Origin of the sequence: Coleofasciculus sp. E1-EBD-02 (genome assembly GCF_040218245.1) — a bacterium.
GTDB lineage: Bacteria > Cyanobacteriota > Cyanobacteriia > Cyanobacteriales > Coleofasciculaceae > Coleofasciculus.
Genome location: NZ_JAVJQN010000125.1, coordinates 1 through 20,331, shown reverse-complemented (window position 1 = coordinate 20,331; position 20,331 = coordinate 1). Strand labels below are relative to the sequence as shown.

The 20,331-nt window shown below is 44.5% G+C and carries 22 protein-coding genes and 1 tRNA gene; 11 read left to right on the top strand and 12 right to left on the bottom strand.

What is annotated here, in order from left to right:
- The first annotated feature begins 614 nt into the window (after nucleotides 1-614).
- Complete coding sequence (locus RIC07_RS20610; protein ID WP_446396153.1) at nucleotides 615-935, top strand: hypothetical protein; 321 nt, start codon at nucleotides 615-617, stop codon at nucleotides 933-935.
- The gene (locus tag RIC07_RS20605) at nucleotides 932-1,303 is read left to right on the top strand and encodes an aspartyl protease (RefSeq protein WP_446396152.1); all 372 of its coding nucleotides are present in this window, start codon (nucleotides 932-934) and stop codon (nucleotides 1,301-1,303) included. Before RIC07_RS20610 ends, RIC07_RS20605 begins: the two co-directional genes overlap by 4 nt.
- A gap of 51 nt (nucleotides 1,304-1,354) precedes the next feature.
- On the opposite strand, the gene RIC07_RS20600 is transcribed toward RIC07_RS20605, so the two are convergent.
- Nucleotides 1,355-2,125, bottom strand: coding sequence for a pentapeptide repeat-containing protein (locus RIC07_RS20600; RefSeq protein WP_446396151.1), 771 nt, complete (start codon nucleotides 2,123-2,125; stop codon nucleotides 1,355-1,357).
- A gap of 212 nt (nucleotides 2,126-2,337) precedes the next feature.
- On the bottom strand, nucleotides 2,338-2,472 hold the full coding sequence (locus RIC07_RS20595) for a hypothetical protein (RefSeq protein WP_446396150.1): 135 nt from the start codon (nucleotides 2,470-2,472) through the stop codon (nucleotides 2,338-2,340).
- 116 nt (nucleotides 2,473-2,588) lie between these two features.
- On the opposite strand from RIC07_RS20595, the gene RIC07_RS20590 reads away from it, so the two are divergent.
- Nucleotides 2,589-2,816: a hypothetical protein gene (locus tag RIC07_RS20590; RefSeq protein WP_446396149.1), complete on the top strand. Its 228-nt coding sequence runs from the start codon at nucleotides 2,589-2,591 to the stop codon at nucleotides 2,814-2,816.
- Between the two features lie 122 nt (nucleotides 2,817-2,938).
- The gene (locus tag RIC07_RS20585) at nucleotides 2,939-3,346 is read left to right on the top strand and encodes a hypothetical protein (protein ID WP_446396148.1); all 408 of its coding nucleotides are present in this window, start codon (nucleotides 2,939-2,941) and stop codon (nucleotides 3,344-3,346) included.
- Between the two features lie 255 nt (nucleotides 3,347-3,601).
- Here the strand turns inward: RIC07_RS20585 and RIC07_RS20580 are convergent, their stop codons facing one another.
- Nucleotides 3,602-3,811: a hypothetical protein gene (locus RIC07_RS20580; protein WP_446396179.1), complete on the bottom strand. Its 210-nt coding sequence runs from the start codon at nucleotides 3,809-3,811 to the stop codon at nucleotides 3,602-3,604.
- A 37-nt stretch (nucleotides 3,812-3,848) separates the two neighbouring features.
- Here RIC07_RS20580 and RIC07_RS20575 point away from each other — a divergent pair, with 37 nt between their 5' ends.
- Nucleotides 3,849-4,046 (top strand): DNA cytosine methyltransferase, encoded by a 198-nt coding sequence (locus RIC07_RS20575; RefSeq protein WP_446396147.1) that lies wholly within the window; start codon nucleotides 3,849-3,851, stop codon nucleotides 4,044-4,046.
- A gap of 94 nt (nucleotides 4,047-4,140) precedes the next feature.
- Nucleotides 4,141-5,352, top strand: coding sequence for a DNA cytosine methyltransferase (locus tag RIC07_RS20570; protein ID WP_446396146.1), 1,212 nt, complete (start codon nucleotides 4,141-4,143; stop codon nucleotides 5,350-5,352).
- Here the strand turns inward: RIC07_RS20570 and RIC07_RS20565 are convergent.
- From RIC07_RS20565 to RIC07_RS20535, 7 genes are all read right to left on the bottom strand, one after another.
- Nucleotides 5,349-5,861, bottom strand: coding sequence for a phospholipase D-like domain-containing protein (locus RIC07_RS20565; RefSeq protein ID WP_446396145.1), 513 nt, complete (start codon nucleotides 5,859-5,861; stop codon nucleotides 5,349-5,351). The two genes, RIC07_RS20570 and RIC07_RS20565, sit on opposite strands and share 4 nt — an antisense overlap.
- A complete protein-coding gene (gene drmB / locus RIC07_RS20560) occupies nucleotides 5,858-7,687 on the bottom strand; it encodes a DrmB family protein (protein WP_446396144.1) in 1,830 nt (609 codons plus the stop codon). The genes RIC07_RS20565 and drmB overlap by 4 nt, the downstream gene beginning before the upstream one ends.
- 3 nt (nucleotides 7,688-7,690) lie before the next feature.
- Entirely contained in the window at nucleotides 7,691-11,656 is a 3,966-nt protein-coding gene (drmA, locus tag RIC07_RS20555) for a DISARM system helicase DrmA (protein ID WP_446396143.1), read from the bottom strand.
- Nucleotides 11,657-11,787: 131 nt separating this feature from the next.
- Entirely contained in the window at nucleotides 11,788-12,234 is a 447-nt protein-coding gene (locus tag RIC07_RS20550) for an HNH endonuclease (RefSeq protein WP_446396177.1), read from the bottom strand.
- On the bottom strand, nucleotides 12,227-12,631 hold the full coding sequence (locus RIC07_RS20545) for a hypothetical protein (protein ID WP_446396142.1): 405 nt from the start codon (nucleotides 12,629-12,631) through the stop codon (nucleotides 12,227-12,229). The genes RIC07_RS20550 and RIC07_RS20545 overlap by 8 nt, the downstream gene beginning before the upstream one ends.
- Nucleotides 12,632-13,424: 793 nt before the next feature.
- Entirely contained in the window at nucleotides 13,425-14,756 is a 1,332-nt protein-coding gene (locus tag RIC07_RS20540; RefSeq protein ID WP_446396141.1) for a GTPase family protein, read from the bottom strand.
- Nucleotides 14,757-14,834: 78 nt separating this feature from the next.
- Nucleotides 14,835-15,350, bottom strand: a complete 516-nt coding sequence (locus RIC07_RS20535; protein WP_446396140.1) for an AAA family ATPase — start codon at nucleotides 15,348-15,350, stop codon at nucleotides 14,835-14,837.
- Nucleotides 15,351-15,477: 127 nt separating this feature from the next.
- Here RIC07_RS20535 and RIC07_RS20530 point away from each other — a divergent pair, with 127 nt between their 5' ends.
- Nucleotides 15,478-15,831, top strand: a complete 354-nt coding sequence (locus RIC07_RS20530; protein WP_446396139.1) for a DUF433 domain-containing protein — start codon at nucleotides 15,478-15,480, stop codon at nucleotides 15,829-15,831.
- On the top strand, nucleotides 15,806-16,168 hold the full coding sequence (locus RIC07_RS20525) for a DUF5615 family PIN-like protein (RefSeq protein WP_446396138.1): 363 nt from the start codon (nucleotides 15,806-15,808) through the stop codon (nucleotides 16,166-16,168). The genes RIC07_RS20530 and RIC07_RS20525 overlap by 26 nt, the downstream gene beginning before the upstream one ends.
- A 189-nt stretch (nucleotides 16,169-16,357) precedes the next feature.
- Here the strand turns inward: RIC07_RS20525 and RIC07_RS20520 are convergent, their stop codons facing one another.
- Both RIC07_RS20520 and RIC07_RS20515 read right to left on the bottom strand, forming a co-directional pair.
- Nucleotides 16,358-17,485: a ferrochelatase gene (locus RIC07_RS20520; RefSeq protein WP_446396137.1), complete on the bottom strand. Its 1,128-nt coding sequence runs from the start codon at nucleotides 17,483-17,485 to the stop codon at nucleotides 16,358-16,360.
- Nucleotides 17,486-17,839: 354 nt separating this feature from the next.
- Nucleotides 17,840-17,926 (bottom strand) — tRNA-Ser (locus RIC07_RS20515).
- A gap of 76 nt (nucleotides 17,927-18,002) precedes the next feature.
- Between RIC07_RS20515 and RIC07_RS20510 the strand changes: the two genes are divergently transcribed.
- The 3 genes from RIC07_RS20510 to RIC07_RS20500 all read left to right on the top strand — a co-directional run.
- Nucleotides 18,003-18,371, top strand: coding sequence for a 2Fe-2S iron-sulfur cluster-binding protein (locus RIC07_RS20510; protein ID WP_446383740.1), 369 nt, complete (start codon nucleotides 18,003-18,005; stop codon nucleotides 18,369-18,371).
- Nucleotides 18,372-18,513: 142 nt separating this feature from the next.
- The gene (locus RIC07_RS20505; protein ID WP_446396176.1) at nucleotides 18,514-19,047 is read left to right on the top strand and encodes a thermonuclease family protein; all 534 of its coding nucleotides are present in this window, start codon (nucleotides 18,514-18,516) and stop codon (nucleotides 19,045-19,047) included.
- Nucleotides 19,048-19,590: 543 nt separating this feature from the next.
- On the top strand, nucleotides 19,591-20,331 hold a 741-nt coding region (locus tag RIC07_RS20500), incomplete at its 3' end, for a filamentous hemagglutinin N-terminal domain-containing protein (protein WP_446396136.1).

Below are 20,331 nucleotides of genomic sequence, written 5' to 3'. Positions count from 1 at the left end.
GGTTTGTAAAAGTTATACAGTCATACATTTATACATTCGTAGGGGCGAAGAAACCTTCGCGCCCATATTTTTCGGTTCTACGGCTAAATTTTCGCCGCGAACGCTTCGCCCAGTAAAATTCTAAATTTTCGTTACCAAGGCTTTTTCTATAATAGGATTCTGTTTTCACAATTGGAAATCGTTCTCCCGATAGATACGCCGGGAAAGGCGGCTGAAAATACGTCCAATATGTCATTTAAAATTAAACTATTCAGATAACTTCCTACTCCTTCCTGATAAAGGATTGACAAAACCCGAACATTGACAGTCAGAGGATTGTTAACTGTTCAAGGTGTGGGTACGGGGAACCGTCTTCTAGCATACAGGTTAACCTATCTGGGCAGATTCTGGAGGAGTTCGTCGTGGCGCTGTCTTCGCCTTAAAGTCAGACACTGACTACAAACGCTGAAGTCAGCAACATTCTTGGTAGGTGTGTCAACCCGCCTCGACAAGCGCCGGATGTATTTCTTTCCAACATAACGGATCGAGATACACCCGTACAGTGGAGTCAATTCAGCAATTTAGAGATAAAATTGAGATAAAATTATCCAGTATTAGAAGCAGGATAAACAACAATGGCTCAATCAAAATCCAATCCTACAGTACATCGTCGAGGCAGAGTATTTTCTGAGATTCAATGGTCTCCGGAAAAAATAGCCCAGTGGCAAGCTGAAAAGGAAGAATTGTATCAGCGTTGTCAATTAATTTTTGACCGCTTAAAGCCGGAACTCTTTAGTAAGTATAACAATGGGTATGTCGTGATTGAGCCAAATAGTGAAACCTATATTCTAGACTTCGATGAGATTACACTCCTGCAAAAGGTGCTTCAAACTTATCCTCACACCCAAACCTTTATGTTTAAGGTGAATAAAACTGGAGTATTCGGCACAATATGATTGAGGGGAAATTTGGAGATAATGAGGAGTTGATTTTTCCAATCGAGATCATTGCGGCTGAAGGATTAGAATTCGAGATCGATGCTATTTTAGACACAGGCTTTTCCGAGTGGCTGGCAATTGATAAGCAGGATGTAGATGAGCTAGGTTGGCTTTATGTTACAAACCAGTCAATGCAGACAGCACGCCGCTTTGATAAGTTTGACATCTATTTAGGGAAAGTTCGCATAGACAAACAAGAGTTTGATATTCCTGTTCATGCAGCTATCGGAGTTACAGATATTTTGCTGGGTCGTAAGTGGTTAAGAAATCGGCAGTTAGTAGTGGATATGGCTTCAGGAGTGTTGACTTTGGGAGAAAATCCATGATCATCCTCACAACTTATGTTGACGAACTCAAACAAATTTTATTCAGTCTGATTACTCATGAATTCTACCATCGGGTAAAATAGTCCCCGATAAAATAGCTCCCGTTAATTTAACCAACAATCGGTCGCCTGTTCCAACTTTAGCGCCCCGCAAATCCGCACCACTCAAATCCGCCCCACTTAAATCCGCACCAATTAAATTCGCATCCCGTAAATTTGCCTGAACTAAACAGGCTTGAAATAAGTTAGCGCGAAACAGATTTGCTCCTTCTAAATTCGCGCCACTGAGATTCACCTTATGTAAAAAAGCATCCGTCAGGTTAGCTTGACTGAGATTGGCATTACTAAGATTACGTCCAGATAAGTCTTTTTCTTTCAGATCAACCCCCTGAAAATTAGCGCCACTGAGATCAGGCTGCGATCGCGGGCGCTGGGATTGCTTAGGTTCTCTGGGTTGGTAGTAGTTCCTGGATGAGGAGGGCGGTTGCTGCGGTTCTCTGGATTGATAGTAACGCCGCGATTGAGTGGGTTCTCGTCGGGGCGATCGCGCACGGTAATAATAGGTATTAGACGCCGATTTGCGCGGCGGTGAGGATGGAGGTTTGGGGGTTTTGGGTTTTTGCGATCGCAGTTCGTCTCGCGCTTGGTTAATTTCCTTGAGTTTGGCTTCAGCTTTCTGGCGCAAGCGCTGATTGTCCTCGGGGACGCGATCCGGGTGCCAAATAAATGCCAAGTCTTTGTAGGCTTGGTTCACGTCTTCTAGGGAAGCACCGGGTTCGAGTCCCAGTATTCTGTAGTAGTGGTCTAAATGATTCGATGACATTGCCGTTTAGCGCCTGTTGAGCCGTTAGCACGAGGTTGGAGAACAGATCCGAGTGAATGCGCTACGCCAAACTTAGGTAAATCTAGTGGCGTGGCACAGCTCATAGGTGGACTAGGAAATTAGCGGAAAGCCTTAATCAGTAAAGATTGTAGCATTTTTCTAAAGTCACAATTTGTAATCTTAGGTATATGGACAATATACTCAATGCGTGCTTATATTAACCTCAAATTTACCTCAATATCACCATTATGGTCTTTGAGAAGCGCGATCGCGTCTTGGGCTGTGCCGTCAGGGGATAATATATGTTCAAATGTATTAAGTTCGGAACGTGTGAGTTGAGTATTCATGATATCCACACAGGCTAATTCAGGGATAGTTAGCCTCAATGAGAATAAGTGGTCAGATTTTTTGCTCCTTTTTCCCTGAACTCACTACAATAAATAAATGATGTAGGAGTGAAGACTTGAACGATTTTACTCTAGCCAATCAGGAGTCTTTAGATGAATTAGCCTGGGCAATGGAAGCCTGTCAGGGACAGTTTTGCCTGATGTTGGCGCGTTGTAACTATGGGTATTTGCAACAACGCCTGATTCAGCAACTGCAAGATGAATGCACCTTCGACATCCGACTTATTCACCTGAAGCCAGACGACAAAACCCTATTTAGCACCGTGCGATCGCGTCTTGTGTGATAGGATTGACAATTAACAGTAAAGGACAATGAATTCAGACAAACGTTCTTGGTGGGAACGAGTATCCGATCCTGATCCTAAAATTCGAGAAGCAGCACACCGAGAGGGGGAACAAGAAGCCGATGACTTCTACAAACAAGCCTACCCAAATTACAGAAAAGCAACAGAAGGAACAGAGACTCCAAACACCCCAACAGAAGAAGAATGAACCTGTCTTTGAAGTTTATGACCCTGTTGATGTGCGTGGTGTCTGGCTAGGGCAAGAGCAAGGGTATCAATGGCATCCGGGTTGCTACGTTCTACATCGGGAAATCAAACAAGGGCAATGGTGGTATATGATCACTCGTCCTTACCAAGGCAGTAATAATATCACTCAACTTTCCTACCCCATTGCTTATCCCTCAGAAAAGTTACGGAAAACCGAGAATCCGACTCCTTTAAAAGTTACAGGTGGTATCTATAAAGCCAATGAATTCTTACAACAGTATGGCGCATCCTTGCTCAAAAATGCGCTCAAAAACAGTAACTAAATTTTTATTTGACAATAAGCTGTTATGCATTTAAATTGGGTATTAGTAGCGAGCAAGATGCTCGCACTACAAGGATTGCGCCATTATTGACATTAAGCTTTATCTGCCGAACAGCTTAGTCTCACCAACCGCCTTGGGTTTAAACCCAAGGCTGAAAGCTAAAGTCGTCTAAAGACGACTGGATAAGAATTTTAGTCCATTTTAATGGACTTGGGCTATTAGCCCAGAGTTTGAACTCCGGGCTGGTTTTCGGGTTTACTTTATACCCTTAAATCGTTCTTTAGCCGACTGAAACGCTTCTTGCATCACCGATTGAATCTTCTGAGGATCGGGTTTTTTCCCGCCCATTAAATCCCCAAAATAAACACAAGCCCCCTCACCCAACGCCCACGTATACGCCGCCGCATCCGTATTAAGTAGTGTTTCCGCGCAAAAAAATTGGCAAAAACTGCAAATTTGGCCCAATGGAGTCGCTTCAAATCGAGAACAGGCGCGTTTATTTGTGCCAGATAATGGTCACTTTCGTTTATCTGTACCCGACTGTGTAATTTTACAAGGTTTTCCTGAATCCTGGTCATTTCATGGCGCTGTTTATAAAGCCTTGGGTCAAATTGGTAATGCTGTTCCCCCGCCAATGGCGTATAGAGTGGCTGTTTCTATTGCTCAAGCTTTATCGTTTCTGAATTGTCTTTCCGCGTAAGGGTTTATAAAAAAATTGCACTTCGATAGTTACAAATAATCTAAGATGTGTTAGGATAGTAAGCCTGTTTGTTGAACAGTATTACCCAATATAAATGCCTAAGCGAAATCAGTCAAAAAGAAAAGCCCCTACGGTACTCGATTTATTTTGTGGTGCTGGTGGGATGAGTTTAGGTTTTCAACAAGCTGGCTGTAAGATTTTGGGAGGGATTGATAATAATCCCCATGCCATCAAAACCCATCACGAAAATTTTCCTAAAACTAAGCTGAATCAGTTGAACTTTTGTTGGCAAGATATTAGAGATATTGATTTATTTGAACTACCGATCAAGCCGTGTGAGGTTGATATTTTAATTGGCGGACCACCTTGCCAAGTTTTTTCAGTCGTTGGCATGGGAAAAATGAAATCTCTAGGCAGGAAAATTCAAACTGATAACAGGAATTTTTTGTACAAGTATTTTATTAATTTTTTGAGTTATTACAAGCCCTTTTTTTTTGCCATAGAAAATGTTAATACTCTCAAAAGTAACACTATATTTTCTACTCTAATTGGAGAACTAGAATCAGGATTACCTGCTCACCAGCATGATTATCCGGGCTATGAAGTTCAATCCAAAATATTACTCGCTTCTGATTATGGTGTTCCTCAAGTTAGAAAGCGTTTATTTATTGTTGGTAGACGCAAAGACACTAACTTAAGTTTTGAGTTTCCTGAGCCTGATAGTACGTTGACGCCAGTTTCAGTTGGAGATGCTATTGGAGACTTACCAGAGCTGAAGCCTATATCTATGCCATTGAGAAAAAAAATGAGTGGTCCCAAGCAGAAAGATTGTGAAAAAGCATATCTTAAGCCGCCTCAGTCAGACTATCAACAGAAAATGAGGAGTAAAAAAAAAGAGGGAGAAGGTATTATGAATCATATATGCCGCGCTCATAATGAAAAAGATCTAGCTATATTTGAAATGCTACCCCAAGGAGGAAAATATATGGATTTACCTGAAGATCTTAGACGTTATAGAGATGACATTTTTGAGGATAAGTATAAGCGTTTGAAATCGGATGAACCGTCATGGACATTAACGGCTCACATGAGAAAAGACTGCTTAGCTTATATTCATCCAACTCAGGTTAGAAGTATTTCTGTTAGAGAGGCTGCAAGACTCCAAAGTTTTCCTGATGATTTTGTATTTTATGCACCAATGACCAGGATGTTCGAGCTAGTGGGTAATTCTGTGCCGCCTCTTTTGGCAGAAGCGATCGCACGTCCTATCGTTGAGCAAGTACAAGCATACTATGCAAGTCTTTAGATCAGTTTATCCTCACCATTACCAATTACAGGTAAAACGGTTGGAAGGGTAAGAAGACTATCAAAGCACTTAGATATAGTGCCAACTTCTTCACCACGGATAATAATTCCTAGTTCATAGTTCTGCTTCATGCCACGCATACTTAAGTTGGCTGAACCAACTAAAGCAACTGAGCGGTCAACCACAATTAGTTTTGAATGTAATTCTTCAACTGGATCATTAAAGTCATAAAGCTCACAATAGGGGTAGACTTTCACTAGGTTTAGCAAATAGTTTTGAATTTCTGGAGGCTGCTTATTAAAGCGGTTTATAACTGCCTTAAATTGGAGTCCACGCTTCAGGCAGTCTTCCAACTCTTCAAGTATTGAATCAGCACCACCAGTCACAGAATAAGCGCATAGTAAAACCTCATGTTCTGCATTTATCAGAATATCTTTTAAGGCTGATTTAACAGAGCGAACGCCTATTCCCATCCACGCTAGTCCTGTAACAACTGTTTGAACTGTCATGGTAGGTTTTCTAGTAATAAACGTCTATCGAGTAAAGTATTTCTGTGTTCACAGGACGTTTCTGAGATTAGCTGGCAAGCGTAGCAAGCCGCACCATTCACTTTGTCTTCTCCAAATTCTTCTTCAATACAAATTGGGTCATTAGAACAAGCATCTATACGGCGAAGGGCAGACTTGAGAATACGTTCAAAATGAGGAACGAGACCAATTAGCCCTCCCAGCGTACCATCACCACCTGATTGTGCTGTGTAAAGTAGTAAGCCTCCCACTGTCTTATCGTTTATCGTACAACTATACACTCGTTCGCGAATTGCTGCTGAAGAATAACCAGAGTCCACTGAAAGAGCTGTAATTAAACGGTGAGAAAGTGTATGCCACCAGACAAAGACAGGATGCAGATAGTCTTCTTTCGTTCCTGGCATAGCCTTAATTTTTCGGTAGCCATCTGATGAGTTATAGGCAGCTAGCCAGGGATTATAAGCGTCTCCGTGTAAAGAAAAATGTTCCGAAACACCTCTGGGTTCAGTATCAGATACAAAATCGAGGAAAATTCCCTCACCAAATAATTCAACCCCCGGATGCCAAGCAATACTTTCATTGGCTGGAAGATACTCAACCGGGACAATTCTGGGTTGATTGTCTTCGTTACCTGTATCTATCGGGCGAGTGTAGCCGATTTGTACCATGACTACTCGTAATCGACTCAGAGGTGTTACCCTTAAAGTCCTACCTGAGTTTAACCTAAACCTTTTAACATTCTCTTTGTACACCTCGAACTGATTGGGTCCTCCTGGTTTATCAGCTCTTTGGGGTGGCGCACCATCACTGGCAGCATTGCGTAAACTTAGGAACTCATCTTGCCTTAATGTTGCTTCGGTCAATTCTCTAGGACTGGTGATTTCGCCTAAAATATCATCAATCGCCTCCAGTATTTCAGTTTCATCGTACTGCTTAATCGTCGCGGCAACAGTCGGATCAAGTCGGTGTCCTCTCACTAAGTTATCCAAGAGTTGAACTAACAGGTCTTTAGAAGCTACAGGTACAGCGACAAGGACATCTATTACGGCACGACTCTGAAGCAAACGGTGTAGGGCTGTATCTAATGGAGGAATTGTCAGCGCCGATCTAACTTCAGCCACTCGTAAATTAGCCGCACCGCGCTGAATTATCTTTGCAGGTCTACTACAATCTTCCCGTCGATTGTTTTCTTCAGGGAAACATCCAGAACAAGGGAATTTTCTAGAATAAGCCCGACCAAAATTAATGTTTTCACGGCATTCAGGACATTCAATCGTAACATTCCGGATTGCTCCTCCACCACCTTTCCACAACAAATAATCAGGTTTGCTGCATCTTGATTTATGTTTGATCATGAAGCGCCAAGGAACTTCATCTAGATGCCCTTGAGAACAAGCCAAAACAAAGCGCACCGCCTCTTCACGAGACTTAGCCCATACCTCTCCCCATTTACTTACTGGCTGACATCTAGGACAACCAGTTAAAGACTTAGGTTGGTATCTGTAGAGAACGCCATGAGTAGGGCAGAGTGACCATCTTGGAAAATAGTAAGCGTGATGTACCACTCGGTTCTCTGGTACTCCCAATTCCGCATTAGAGGGAATCCGAAAAATTTTTTTGTTGTTCAGTAGAGTTTGTGAAAGTCGCAGATCTCGGATTTCATAAGCATCTGGATGAGTATTTTCAAATAACCCTGAGTAGCGGGGAGCGGCAATAACAACGGGACCCTCTGGGGTTTCTAGAACGCTGCTTGCTCCGAACGTAGTAATGTACTGGGAAGGACGTAGAGACTGACCTTTAGTTGCCATAACTTAATCCTGTTGATTTCCTGAAGTTTGCTTACCGAAGCGAGTCATGCCTTCTACCTCGCGCAAGGATTGTGGAGCATTACGATAAACAACTGCAAAGTTTCTTTCTTGATGCTGCTCATCCCCCAAAACAACTGGTGTTGTTGGATCTTTATCAATAGCATACTCTTCATAGGCTAAATTACTCTCATTTTCTGCCACGGTTTGCCAGCGATCAAACCCACCTCGCACCTCACGATCAACTTGGTCTTCTGGGGGGCGGCGAATTTCCAGTTGAATTTGCGATCGCCTATTAATAACTTCGTTAATGACTTGTAATTCCCGCGCCGAGTTACGAACATTTTCCATAAATGGAGCATTCACTTTTGCTGCCCATTCTGGTGAAATCGGCACAGCCTGAATTTCTTTGGCTTGTCGCAGTAATGCTACTGCTACTGGTCCCATTCCGCGCTCTCTTGCTCTAGCGGCAAAGGGAGTAACGGTGATGGGTTCTACATAGCGGTAAATCGCCCGATGATATCCAGTAAAAAATTCATAGTGATCTAAGTCTCTGGGGCGACTCGCTCTAAAGAAGGTAATCACTAAGCCACCTTGTCTACGACCCACACGACCTGTAGCTTGAATATAGGATGAAGTTGTTTTGGGTTGACCATTAACAATCATCAACCCCAAACGGTCAATATCAACACCTGTACCAAACATTGAGGTACTCAAAACAATATCTTTTGCTTCCGGTAGTTCTTGTGAAAGGCTAGTTAATAGTCCCGGTAGCTCTGTAGAATCTTTACGGCTAGATAGTTCAATTTCTTCGCCTAACTCTCTTTCAGTAACTCCTCTATCCTTTGCCATATATCTCAGTCGTTCAGGAATATCTTGGCGATACAGAGTTAAGGCTCCAGCGAGTTCTCGAATCGCGTTGAAATACCCAACTAATGTCCAAAATGGGTCACAATCACTATCAGTAAATCTTTCTTGTCTAAGTTCACCAATACTTTGAAGCATCGATGAATATAGCCGAATAATAGGAGTTTGAGCGCCTTTGCCAGGAGCGCAAATAGCAACATATAAGCGACCACTAGGATGTTGATTGTTGGTATCTGTATCTACTGGGTGAACATTCGCTGATGTTCGGGCAAAGAAACTATCGGCTGCTGATAAGCTAGGAGGTGGAAATTGAAAAACAGTACGGTCAAATAGGCATTGCACTTGCGATTGAGACTGTCGCACTGTTGCAGTAGAAGCAATATATTTGGGACTGACGGTTCTGCCTTGATGGAGTTGTTCGCATAGCGTATCAACAGCCGTCTCATAAAGACCAACCATACTTCCCAGCGGACCTTCAATTAAATGAAGCTCATCTTGTAGGATAAGATCAGGTGGTGAGAGTGGATTGACTCTTTTAATATGAGTTTTTGGAGAAAGAGCGTCAGTTCCAGCATTATCACGGTAATAGCCTGTTCTGCTATGATAGTGATTAATATTTCCAAAAAGCGATCCCGCTCTTGGCTCAAATGCTAACCGAGCAAATTTATCGACTGTAGCTACTAACAAAGAGGGGATACGGGAATAGATTTGATTATCAACTGTAAAGGCGGAAATCGGTATCCTTAAAGAGTTTGAGTTTTGTTTAAAGGCTTCTAGTGGCTTTTCCCAAGCAAAGTTGTCTGGTGTATCCAAGGAGCCAATACATTTTTGATTAAACCGTAGTGGTATTTTTTCGTTCCAGATTTTATCTGTATTTATATAACATTTGGGATTAGGACAGTATATCTCAAAGTTTTCAATATTGTCTGCACCCCTACTACCTTTATAAACTTTTTTAAAATATCCTGGTCGGCTGATCCTAAATGGCACTAATCTTGCAGGATTTAAGGAAGATTGAACCTGATTGCTCCACCAATCATCTAAATTTCTGGCTGAAATCCTCATCCATGGCTTAATGGAAAAAGTTATGGAGAGTGTTATGTAGTTATCAGCCAGGCTGCTGTGATCAACAGAAAAAGTAGGAGCTGACGTCATCTCATTTAAGGGGATAACTTGGTTAGAAAGCCTCTTTAAGTTCACGTCTCCTTTCATCACCAAAGAGAGCGTATAGGGTTCTCGTTTTCCACTCAACCCATCTTTGGGAATAGCTAGAATTGAACCACAACAGGGGCAATTAAGAATCTGAGCGGGTTCCCCCTCTGCTTTTTTACCTTGCAGTGCATCAATAGCACCAGTTTTCTTAAGATGTGGAAATCCTTTCAAACTGTTGGGTGTAACGCTGCCCCCGATCCATAAACCCGCCGAGAAGCGAGTAGTTCCCCAAATATTATTCTCTTTCAAGTTATAATCTTTAGGTCGCCAGCCAATAGGATGTCCGCTTCCCAAGTTTTCTACTCGCAACACTTCACAGGCAACGATCAACCCCAAAGCACGACGGAACTGTTGAATCGTCAAGAGTCTCAGCGTATACCGAGAAATAACACTAACGCCATGTCCAGTGCGATCGCCGTGAGAATCCTTGTGGGAGCGTAACCGTCTTAATCCCATTGTGAAAGCCGCTAGACCCAGATAGGCTTCAGTCTTACCACCACCAGTGGCAAACGCCAGTAAGTCGCAAGTCCTGCGATCGGGGTGCAGAGGATTAGCGATCGCAGGTATATTGATCAAGATGAACGCTAATTGGAAAGGTCGCCATTTAAAGTCCTGCCCTCGTCTTCTCCAAGATGCTTGCAAGTCAATTGCTTTATTGGCAAAGCCAAACGCCAATCTAACCTCTTCATTCTGAGCAATCAAATCTATTGCTTCCTGCATTCGTTGCCATGCTTGACGGCAGATGGCTAAGTGCCGATTCGCGGCTCGATTATATCTGGAATCTAACTCACTAACTTTATCGTTTTGTGTATTTATCCAAGCTCCGTACCCATCGACAAGCGGTTGCAGTGCTTCACGCATTGCCGTTGGATTCCAATTTTCTGCTAGTTTAGCCGTACTAAGATCGGGAGCTTGCCCCATTTCTTTTGAATCCCAATCAATTTCAGGGGATTGCACTGGGCATGAGGGTACATATTCTGTCCGACAGTCAGGCAAAACAAACTTCTGCCATTGCCCTTTTCCGTACTGGGATTCGACAACTTCCCCGTCGCTCCACTTTAAAGGGTTTTCTCCCTGGCAAGGGCGCTCAGGATCGATTTCCTTCCAGACAGCCGCGCACAAGTGACCGCGAGCGTAAGCTTGATAGTCTTGGTATATCAGTGCTAATGACTCATCCTCTTCCTCAAGACTTCCAGGCTCAGGTTTTTCTTCACAAGGCTGAAAACTATCAAAGGGCAAAAGCTCTGTATTATGCCCACAAACAACCCGAATCTGAGGCTGAAAAATCATGTCACTCGTCTGAAAGCGTCTCTTTCCCGACTCTTCGAGTGGATCGATTAGGGAAGTTTCATTGACTAGGTAAATCGATACCTTGTAGGTATTATGAGGACGGGGTACACACCGAAGACTGATGTTAACTTGATCTGTTACACCGATTATTCGGTTCTCAGTGACCGGAATCGGTTCAGGTGTAATGTAGCATTGGGGAATTCGCCTGAATACTTGCTTGCCCTGCGGATCTCTTTCCTCTTGATACCGCGCCCAAGTTGCACAGATCGCCATCTGTGGCTCAACCTTACTTGTCGCACTGGCAAAAAAGGAAATACCCAGCGATCGCGGCTGAGTTTTGGGATCTAAAACTGGTGCTGCCGCAGCAACTGGCGCTTCTTCATCTGAATCATCGTCGCTATACTCGTCTATCCCAGTCCCTAAAGTCTCAGCCTCACCCTCAATTTCCTTTGCCTCCTCATCACTCGCATCTTTGGGAATAAGGACGCCTGTGATGAATTCATTACGGGGATCTTGGCTATTTGGCAACACCTCAAAGCAGGATTCTCTTGGACCAAGAACTTCCTGTCTGAGGCTAAGTAGCATTTCTGTTCGTACTGACACAATGTACCTGATTGCGGAATGTCTATGTTATTTTCAACTTAAAGTAAGTGTTCCCACTTATTCCACTATGATTACACTGATCAGCATTTTCGAGCCACCTTTTGACGAATCGGTGACAGCGTTAAAAAGTATTAAACCTGATCAGAATCTATTGGAGGATGCTGACCAATTGTGCGTAGCACTCGCCGCAAATTAACCACGCCCTCACGATTAAGCTGCAACCGCTCCACAGTTGCACGTCCAGTTGGAGTCAAACCAATCACTATTGTAAAGTCTTCATTCCAGCTAAACTGGTCTGCCCACCTCTCGCGGCGAGGGTGATACAACGATACTAAATTTCCACTCACAGGATCGCGTGCCTCAATATGCGTGTACTTACGGTTGTTGCATCCTTGGCAAGCCAAAGCTAGATTGTCATTCTCATCGGTTCCACCTTTTGAACGAGGTGTAATATGTTCAATAGAAAAGGGATCGGGTGAAAAACGAGCCTGACTGCGACAGTACTCGCAACATCCACCAGCACGACGAGCAACAGCTTCCTTCTGTTTCGCTGTTAACTTTGGTTCAGACTTATGCAGGGGCTTTAATGCCTAATTCCTGCATGAGTGTCTCCAATGAGGTGTTTCGTAAACTTGCCAGTTCAACTAAATACTGAATTCGACGAGCATTGGCTTGTTCAATTTGGTCGGAGATCTCAATTAATGTTGCCTGTTCCTCAGGTGTTAAGATTTCAGCACGGCGTTTAGCCAGCAGGGTATGATACTGTTCCCATCTTTGTGGTGGTAAACCCAGATTAATGTTTTGCAATAAGTCAGCTTCAGCCTTTGACAGGCGGGAAGCAGTACGCTGAACGGGTCGCAAGTGTTCTTTCAGAGCATTTACAATGTAATGATTGGGATCAAGACCTTGTTGGGCAGCCTCATCCCGTAACTGTTGTTCGAGTTCTGGCGTAAGCTCAAGTGTGATGGTTGCCATCTGAATACCCTTGATCAATATGTTTCCTTATCTTACCTGCGAGAATGAATGTTGGGTTAGCACGGCTGGCAATTATAGCAGTAGACACATCGATTAGTACTTTCGGCACCATTGTAGAGACGTTGCATGCAACGTCTCTACATAAATGATGTGTCCTAACCGTTATGGCGGTTGCTATACTTTGACCACAGTCTCACCAACCGCCTTGGGTTTAAACCCAAGGCTGAAAGCTAAAGTCGTCTAAAGACGACTGGATAAGAATTTTAGTCCATTTTAATGGACTTGGGCTATTAGCCCGGAGTTTGAACTCCGGGCTGGTTTTCAGGTTTACTTTATACCCTTAAATCGTTCTTTAGTCTCACCAATCGCCTTGGGTTTAAACCCAAGGCTGAAAGCTAAAGTCGTCTAAAGACGACTGGATAAGAATTTTAGTCCATTTTAATGGACTTGGGCTATTAGCCCGGAGTTTGAACTCCAGGCTGGTTTTCAGGTTTACTTTATACCCTTAAATCGTTCTTTAGTTCTTTAGTCTCACCAATCGCCTTGGGTTTCAACCCAAGGCTGAAAGCTAAAGTCGTCTAAAGACGACTGAATAAGAATTTTAGTCCATTTTAATGGACTTGGGCTATTAGCCCGGAGTTTGAACTCTGGGCTGGTTTTCAGCCCAAGCCTTGGGTTGAAACCCAAGGCTGAAAGCTAAAGTCGTCTAAAGACGACTGGATAAGAATTTTAGTCCATTTTAATGGACTTGGGCTATTAGCCCAGAGTTTGAACTCCAGGCTGGTTTTCAGGTTTACTTTATACCCTTAAATCGTTCTTTAGCCGACTGAAACGCTTCTTGCATCACCGATTGAATCTTCTGAGGATCGGGTTTTTTCCCGCCCATTAAATCCCCAAAATAAACACAAGCCCCTTCACCCAACGCCCACGTATACGCCGCCGCCCAAGACGCCGCGATCGCACTCCCTAAACCAGGTAAAAATTTGATTAACTCTCGTCCCACCGCCTGCGCCACAAATCCTCCCGCGATCGCACTCACAACTCCCCCAGCTTGAGAAGGCGTCAGCGTCTGTCCATATAATTTCCCCAACAACCCAACCAGTGAGACTTGTAGCGCGGTTAAAACGGGCATTGTAGCAAAAGGTAACGGTACAGCCGCCAGGGTTGCTGCCATAATCGAAAAGGCTAAAATATAACGTCGCCCGACATCCCGATAGAGATTCCCCAGTTGCTGACCCGCATCTTTTTCTTCCAATAATTGCGAAATCGCCCTGGATTCGGCTTCCGGTAACAACTCGGCTAAGGCGTCGCTGAGTGCCTCTAAGCCATAAAATACGGGATTATATTCATCTTCTTCTAGGGTAAAATCAATTAGAACCGCCCGATTATAAAGTCCCTTAAAAGCCTGCTGAATCCCTGCAAAGGCGCGATTCAACTCTTCATAGTCTGGCGGATAAGCAGGATGATCAACGACATCAGTCGGATAAAGTTCATGTAAACAAGTTACAGCTAGCAAACAGGGAATCTGGGGATATTTCTCTTGTAACTGTTCAGCCACCTGTCGCAACGTATCCGTAGCAAAGTCATTAATTTTCACCGTCAAAATCAGGATTCTGGCACGATTACTATCCTGTTCCAATTCGCCCGCCAATTCCTGAATAATGATCGGCGTTTCTTGGTTAACATCACCTAAACCCACAGTATCGGTAAAAATCAGCAAGGGTAGGTCATTCGAGGGATAGGCATAACGCTCAGTATATTGCGTATGGGGACGAAATCCCTGACCCACAATCTCCGCCGAAACCCCTGTCAATCCCCGCACAATAGAACTTTTCCCTGATTGAGGCTTACCAATCAGCAGCGCTTGGGTTGTAGGGAGTTCTTTCCGTACCGACGCCAAAATCTCAGCGACTTGCGCCTCATTAACACTAAACCAGTCAATCACCGTTTGTGTGACTTGTTCGGTGGGAAGGAGTTTCTGCAAGCGATCAGTTGCTGTAGTCCAGAGTCCAGCCATGCGGTTCGTCCAGGAGTTATCAACCGACTCTGAGGGTGTCCCTTCCGTTGGTTTTTGCACCTGCTGAGAATCAGCCGATGGTACGTCAGCCTTATGTTCGTCAGTCATCCTATTAAACGATGAATCCCTTTAATCCTACCTATCTTTAGATTACATAGATATGTAGAGACGTTGCATGCAACGTCTCTACCGATTGATTGGTTGATCAAAACGGTTGAACATTGACGAGATCTCCAATTCTGTATCCGCGATATTGACCGAATTTACGGCTAAAAATCCCTCGTTGGTTTGAGGCGGATGATCTCGTAATGCGCGATAGAACTCCTCAATCACCTCATCAGGAACTTGGCGTTGGCGCTGTCGGTTCCAAGCTTTGCAAGTTTCTAAGGGAGTGGTAAGATACCAAGCTACCCAGCGCACGGTTTCACCAGATATCTTAGGCAACAGCGATCGCCGCCATTCGGGTTTAGCATTGGTGGCATCATAAATCACCGGGTTGCCATCGGCAATGGATCGATGAATTTGCTGCAACACTTGCGTTTCAATCAGTGACCAATCCCCTTGGATGTTCTCATCCCCAAATAGCTGCGCCCGGATCGCGTCTGTGGACACAATTACGGCTTTGGGTTCGAGTTGAGTTAATTTGGCAGCTAGGGTAGACTTACCGGAACTGGGAGAACCGATGAGAAAATGACAAATCATAGTTTTTAGGATTTACGCAAAAGCTCTATCTGTAGGGTGTGTTAGCGTAGCGTAACGCACCTTTCCCTCGATATGGGGTGTGGCTGCGTAAGTCCAAAATTCCCAATGTAGCTAGGGAGGCTAGATTATGCAAATCGAAGACTATTTCAACGTTTTAGCTCCCGATGACATTCGGCTCAAAGGGACGCGAATCGGCATTGAAACAATTCTGTTTGACTACCTCTTTCGTGTCCGCACACCAGAGGAAATTGCCAATACCTATCCGTCCCTAACCCTGGAACAAGTATATGCCACGATTCTGTATTACCTGCAACACAAAGAAGCCGTTGATACCTATATGACGGACTGGTTGGAGTGGGCTGAACGAATGCGAGAAGAACAGCGACGCAATCCTCCCCCAGTTGCAGAAAAACTACGCAAATTAAGGGCTGAAAGAGAGGCAATGAGGCAAAAAAATGGCCCTCAAGTATCTTATGGATGAAAATGTTGCTCCAACCTATACAACCCAACTGCGGCGATTGAAGCCAGATTTGTTTGTGCTCGCAGTGGGTGAACTGACCGCACCACCAAGGGGAACACTTGACCCAGAGATTTTATCCTGGTGTGAGGAGCATAGTTTCATTTTGGTCACGAACAATCGCAAATCCATGCCTGTTCACCTAAACGATCACCTTGCTCAGGGGCGTCATATCCCAGGAATCTTGATTTTGAATGCCAAACTGAGTGTGGGTGAGAATCTTGCAGAGTTGATCCTCATTGCTGATGCGTCATTTGAGGATGAGTATCAGGATCGAATTGATTTTCTGCCTCTACCTTGATGTTCCTGCTTAAGATCTCACTGATTTTCGTGTTCACTGAGCAAAACGATGATCTGCTAAGACTTATCGCACTACGCAGACACGTTAGGACATCAGTTAATCCCAGTAATGACCATGATATAGCAACCGCCATAGCGGTTAGGACACATCATTTATGTAGAGACGCGCCATGGCGCGTCTCTACATAATTTAGTGGTGGTGATGATGGTGATGATGATGACTGGAAGCTGATTCCGGATTAACCGCGATCGCAGTTTCGCTTAAAAGCGCTTCAATCTGAGGATTTGCCCAATCTGCTGCCATGGTTAAAAAGTCAGGATGATCATTAACACAGGGCATCTGCACATAGGTCACATCAGAGTTACGATGCTCTAAAGCGTGAATGATGTGATGAACATCCAGCAAGGTTTCATGATTTTCTGTGGCAAAGCCAATCGGCATAAATACGATCGCTTTTGCCCCTAAATCAATCAGATTCTTCGCCGCTAACTCAGTATTGGGCTGTGTCCACTTAATCAGAGGGGTTTGGTGATTCAGCCAACCCACTGAAATTAACGGATACTTATAAATTAGCTTTTCCCGTACCCGTTCATACAATGCCTCACTTTCCATGATGCCAGAGGTAAACCCCTTTGCCTCATGGGGACAACCATGGTTCATCAGGACAATGCCAATTTGAGAGGGTAAGTAGGCGCTGGCTAAATCAGCCGCGATTTTTTCCTCTACCATCTGCGCCATTAAGTCAATGTAGGCGGGTTCGTTGTAAAACGATGGGATATACCGTTGTCCGTTGAGCCAATGTTCGTCGCCCTCTGTCAACTTGACTAAGGCATTATTCACCTGTTCGACAGCAATGCCACTGGTGAAGATAGAATCAACGACGAGGAGGGGATAAATCAGCAGTTTATCAAAGCCTTGAGCTTTAATCTGCTCCAGCACCTGTTCCGGTAAAAACGGAGCGCAGAAGTTAAACGCCTTAAAGACTTGGACGCGATCGCCCCATTTTTCTTGCAGGTGTTGTTCGATTCCGGCTCGTTGCTGCTCAAAAATTTGGTTGTGGGGGGAGATGAAGTTATTGTGCTGATGTCCCCACTCATGGAAATCGAAAACGGCTAACAGTTTGGCTAAGGGGGGATACACCCAAGTAGGTACAGGTGCGAACTTAGCGGTTAATAAGTTTAAGGCTTGCTCATTATAGTTGGCAAAGTCTTCGTAACTTTCGACTTCCCCATAACCCATGAGTAAAACGGCAACGCGATCGCCGCCTTCTGGGTTAGATGTGGGTATTGATTGGACTTTTTCAGGAGTGGCAACCACAAGACTATCCTATCAATTGATGGAACATTCACTGGGTCTCTTCCGAGGTTAGGAATTGAGACTCGCCAGTTACCCTTAGGGTAGCATCCCCTGTGGGGGGATGATTCACCTGTCTCGCTACAATTAGTTTATCTGAAGCAATACGCCAATTAGGGGTGGCAAAAAACTGATGCATGAGCCAGAGCCGAAAAATTGGCATCAAAAGACCTGGGTTAGAGTCCTGCTACTAATCTTTGCTGTGCTGATCGCGGGGGGGCTTTACTTGCTTTCTATCCGCATCGCCACTCAAAGACCTCGAACTGTTCCGGTTACACCCGACACGTCAGGCTTAGAATGATTCAACCGTCTTGTCAACGGAGAGGGAGGGATTCGAACCCTCGTTAGAGTTTCCCCTAAACAGCATTTCCAGTGCTGCGCCTTAAACCGCTCGGCCACCTCTCCAGGGGGTTTATTATGATGTGTGCGAGACTTAACAGTATCAAACTTAGCACACAATCTGTAATTATACACGAAAGGGATGACTCAATTCTATAAAATTACCATTCACCATCGCCAAACCAATACCAAGCATACTCTAGAAGTTCCAAGCGATCGCTACATTCTCCAAGCCGCCGAAGACCAAGGCGTAGAACTCCCGTTTTCTTGTCGGAATGGTGCTTGCACCACCTGTGCGGTGCGTGTCCTCTCCGGTGACATCTATCAACCCGAAGCCATGGGACTATCGCCAGCGCTGCGCCAAAAAGGTTACGCGCTTTTATGTGTGGGTTATCCCCGTTCTGACATAGAAGTCGAAACCCAGGATGAAGATGAAGTCTACGAACTCCAATTTGGGCGCTATTTTGGTAAAGGCAAGATTCGGTTTGGATTGCCCTTAGATGAGGATTAGAACAAACATCAATCACCAATATCAGCATTACTCCCCCCTTTTGAAGGGGGGCTGGGGGGGATCAAAACACCACACAGCTACAGCTAATCACACAACTAATAGTTCCATTTCGGATACCTTAACCACTTATCCCAACCGCCTTATCGCCCTCCTGATTAGCTTTGGTTTTCTCCTTTTACTGGGGGGATGCCAATCTAAAAAAGTTCCTCCTGGTATCCCTGTACAAGTCCAACAAGTCGTCAGTGGACAAACCATCGAGGTATTAGATACCACCCAACAACCCGCCTTAATTGTCCGGGTGCGGTTAATTGGCATAGAAGCACCTGACTTAAGACAACAGCCTTGGGGAACGGCGGCTAAAACTCGGATTGAACAACTTATCGGTGAAACGAGGGGTCAACAACTGGTACTCCAATCGGTTTTCTTAGAACCCGATGTCCAAACCAAAGACAGTTTTGGTCGTTGGTTAGCCTACGTTTGGCATGATGGAGTCATGATCAATGAACAACTGATCAAAGAAGGCTATGTTTTAGCGACACCGCGATCGCCTAATAATAAATATAATGAACGCCTAATCCGCGCTCAAGAATACGCCCGAATTATGGGATATGGCATCTGGAACCCGGAACAACCCCTCCGTTTAACCCCGGCGGAATTTCGACGACGCAATCCTTAAGATAAGGCAGAAAGCAAGTTTGTAGTAAGCACTTTAGTGCTTAAACGCATAGCTGGAGAGGGCTAAAATTCTCTCACTACAAAACAAATCTGATAGATTTTGCCGATTTTCTGGGCGCACGTCGGCGTGAAATTGGGCGCACGTCGGTGCGCCCCTACGATTCTAATCCACCAATTAAGGTGTGCCACTCCACTAGCCATTGTCTGCTTATTATAAAAATCGGACTTACGCCAAGTCTCTATTCGTAGGGTGTGTTAGCGTAGCGTAACGCACCTTTGCCCCCATAAGTGGTGTAGCTGCGTAAGTCCTGAAAAATAATATTTGATGGTCATGATTTGATTTTTTAACAGTTCACCATGGACGTTTTACCTACTCTGTGCAACCCGATAAGATTTGGATTTTTTTATCATAATTGATTCATCCTGCTAGTCGAATAGCACAATGAATCAAAACTAAATATTGTTTACTTTTATTAAAAGAAAACCCAAAAACACTCAGGATCAGCGAAACTATCAAGCATAGCGATTACAGGGTGTTGAACTAATGAAATCGGCTCGGTTGTGCTGGCGTTGCTTATCCGTCTTGCTGTGTCTGTGCCAAGGTATACTTTTGGGTATTGCGTCACTGGTGGTTGATTCTCCAGTCTTGGCGCAGCCGATTCCCGCAGCAGACGGTACAGGGACAATTGTCACACCGGATGGGAACCGCATCGATATTTCCGGTGGGAGTCTGTCTGCTGATGGCAAAAACCTCTTCCACAGTTTCCAGCAGTTTGGCGTGAAGCCCGAAGAAGTCGCCAACTTTTTAGCCAATCCAGATTTAAACAATATCCTCAGTCGCGTCGTCGGTGGTGACGTCTCTGTGATTAACGGCTTAATTCAGGTAACAGGCGGCAATCCTAACCTATATATCATGAATCCGGCTGGGATTATTTTTGGTCCGAATGCCCAACTCAATGTCCCTGGTGACTTTATCGCCACCACCGCCGACGCTATTGGATTTGGCGATGGTAATTGGTTTAATGCCGTTGGTGGGAATGATTATCAGAACTTAGTCGGCACACCCAACCAATTTGCCTTTGATGGAACAGAGGCGGGAAGTATCGTTAATGCAGGGGACTTAGCCGTATCAGACGGGAAAAACTTAACCCTACTGGCTGGCAATGTCGTTAATACCGGGAAACTAACCGCACCGGGGGGAAGCATTACCATTGCAGCCGTTCCCGGTTCCAATTTAGTCAAAATTTCTCGACCTGGGGGGTTACTATCTCTAGAGGTTGAACCA